Origin of the sequence: Pseudomonas fluorescens (genome assembly GCF_000968015.1) — a bacterium.
In the GTDB taxonomy this organism is placed as follows: domain Bacteria; phylum Pseudomonadota; class Gammaproteobacteria; order Pseudomonadales; family Pseudomonadaceae; genus Aquipseudomonas; species Aquipseudomonas fluorescens_W.
In genome coordinates this window covers 91,249-93,468 of record NZ_LACH01000026.1, presented here as the reverse complement: position 1 = coordinate 93,468, position 2,220 = coordinate 91,249, and the positions used below count along the sequence as shown (strand labels likewise).

Sequence of the window (2,220 nt, the reverse complement as noted above, 5' to 3'; positions counted from 1 at the left end):
ACCGCAGGAATGGATATGTACACCATCACACCCCCCCCCAAAAAAATGCCCCAATCTCTCGACCAGGGCATTTCTGTTTAACGCAGCTTATATATACAAGCCTGAAGCCTTAGTGAGCAACCGCCCCACTCGCCCCCAAACCAGTCTGCGAACGAACAAACTGCGGGAAGAACAGCGCACGCTCATTAGCACCCGCTGTGGACTTGTCAGTGACCGAGAAGAACCAGATCCCGATAAACGCAATGGCCATCGAGAACAGCGCCGGGTACTCATACGGAAAGATCGCCTTCTCGTGATGCAGAATCTGCACCCAAATGGTTGGCCCAAGGACCATCAAACCAACGGCACTGATCAGGCCCAACCAGCCGCCAATCATCGCACCACGCGTGGTCAGCTTCTTCCAGTACATGGAAAGCAGCAGCACCGGGAAGTTACAGCTCGCCGCGATGGAGAACGCCAGGCCCACCATGAACGCGATGTTCTGGCTTTCGAACAGAATGCCCAAGCCGATCGCCAGCACACCCAGACAGATGGTGGTGATTTTCGAGACGCGGATCTCATCCTTGTCGTTGGCTTTGCCCTTCTTGATCACACTCGCGTAAAGGTCGTGGGACACCGCTGTAGCGCCGGCCAGCGTCAGACCGGCAACGACGGCCAGAATGGTCGCGAACGCCACCGCCGAGATGAAGCCCAGGAAGATGCTGCCACCCACCGCGTTAGCCAGGTGCACCGCCGCCATGTTGTTGCCGCCCAACAGCGCGCCAGCAGCATCTTTAAAGGCAGGGTTGGTGCTGACCAGCAGGATCGCGCCGAAGCCGATGATGAACGTCAGGATGTAGAAGTAACCAATGAAGCCGGTTGCATACAGCACGCTCTTGCGAGCTTCTTTCGCATCACTCACGGTGAAGAAGCGCATCAGAATGTGCGGCAGGCCAGCGGTACCGAACATCAGTGCCAGGCCAAGCGAGAATGCCGAAACCGGATCTTTCACCAAACCGCCCGGGCTCATGATCGCTTCACCTTTAGGGTGAACCTTGATCGCCTCGGAAAACAGCAGGCTGAAGTCGAAGTTGACGTGTTTCATGACCATCAGTGCCATGAACGTAGCACCGGACAGCAGCAACACGGCCTTGATGATCTGCACCCAAGTGGTCGCCAGCATGCCGCCGAACAACACGTACATGCACATCAGGATACCGACCAGGATCACCGCAACGTAGTAGTCGAGACCGAACAGCAGCTGAATCAGCTTGCCGGCACCGACCATTTGCGCAATCAGATAGAACGCCACCACCACCAGCGAACCGCAAGCAGACAGCGTGCGGATCTGGGTTTGCCCAAGGCGATAGGACGCCACGTCGGCAAAGGTGTATTTACCCAGGTTACGCAGGCGCTCGGCGATCAGGAACAGAATGATCGGCCAGCCCACCAGGAACCCGATCGAGTAGATCAGGCCGTCGTAGCCAGAGGTGAACACCAGGGCGGAAATACCCAGGAAGGACGCCGCCGACATGTAGTCACCGNNAATCGCCAGACCGTTCTGGAAGCCGGTGATCTTGCCACCCGCCGCATAGTAGTCGGCCGCCGAATTGTTGCGCTTGGAGGCCCAGTAGGTGATGCACAGGGTCAGACCAACGAACGCGACGAACATCAGGATCGCGGAAACGTTGAGCGGTTGTTTGTGCACTTCGCCGGTCAGGGCTTCACCTGCCCAGGCGCCAGGTGCAAAGGCTGCGATGCTCAATAGAGCCATTAGACGCCGGATCATTGCTGAGCCTCCTTGAGAATCGCATTGTTCAGGTCGTCGAATTCGCCATTGGCGCGTCGCACGTAGATTGCAGTCAGGATAAAGGCCGAGACAATCAGCCCGACACCAATCGGTATCCCCCAGGTAATCGAAGACTCGGGGCTGATTTTCGCCCCCAGAATATGCGGCCCGTAAGCAATCAAAAGGATGAATCCGGAGTAAAGCCCAAGCATGATCGCCGAAAGAATCCAGGCGAACCTTTCTCGCTTACTAACCAGCTCCTTGAAGCGCGGGCTGTTTTGAATCGAGAGGTAAATGCTGTCGTTCATTGTTTTTATCCTCGCAGCACAGATGAAGTTGGAACGTTATCCACTCTATGCGGCTACGGAACTGGTTCCAGACGACCTTAGTATTAGAACGACATGACAGAATCGCCATTTCCCAGCATCCACTAAACAATGTGGGAGCGAGCC

2 protein-coding genes are annotated in these 2,220 nt (G+C 56.2%); both read right to left on the bottom strand.

Going from position 1 to position 2,220, the window contains the following annotated elements; translation table 11 throughout:
• Positions 1–109: 109 nt before the first annotated feature.
• A complete protein-coding gene (locus VD17_RS14080) occupies positions 110–1,768 on the bottom strand; it encodes a cation acetate symporter (protein ID WP_046054324.1) in 1,659 nt (552 codons plus the stop codon).
• The gene (locus VD17_RS14075; protein ID WP_046054323.1) at positions 1,765–2,076 is read right to left on the bottom strand and encodes a DUF485 domain-containing protein; all 312 of its coding nucleotides are present in this window, start codon (positions 2,074–2,076) and stop codon (positions 1,765–1,767) included. The genes VD17_RS14080 and VD17_RS14075 overlap by 4 nt, the downstream gene beginning before the upstream one ends.
• Positions 2,077–2,220 lie beyond the last annotated feature (144 nt).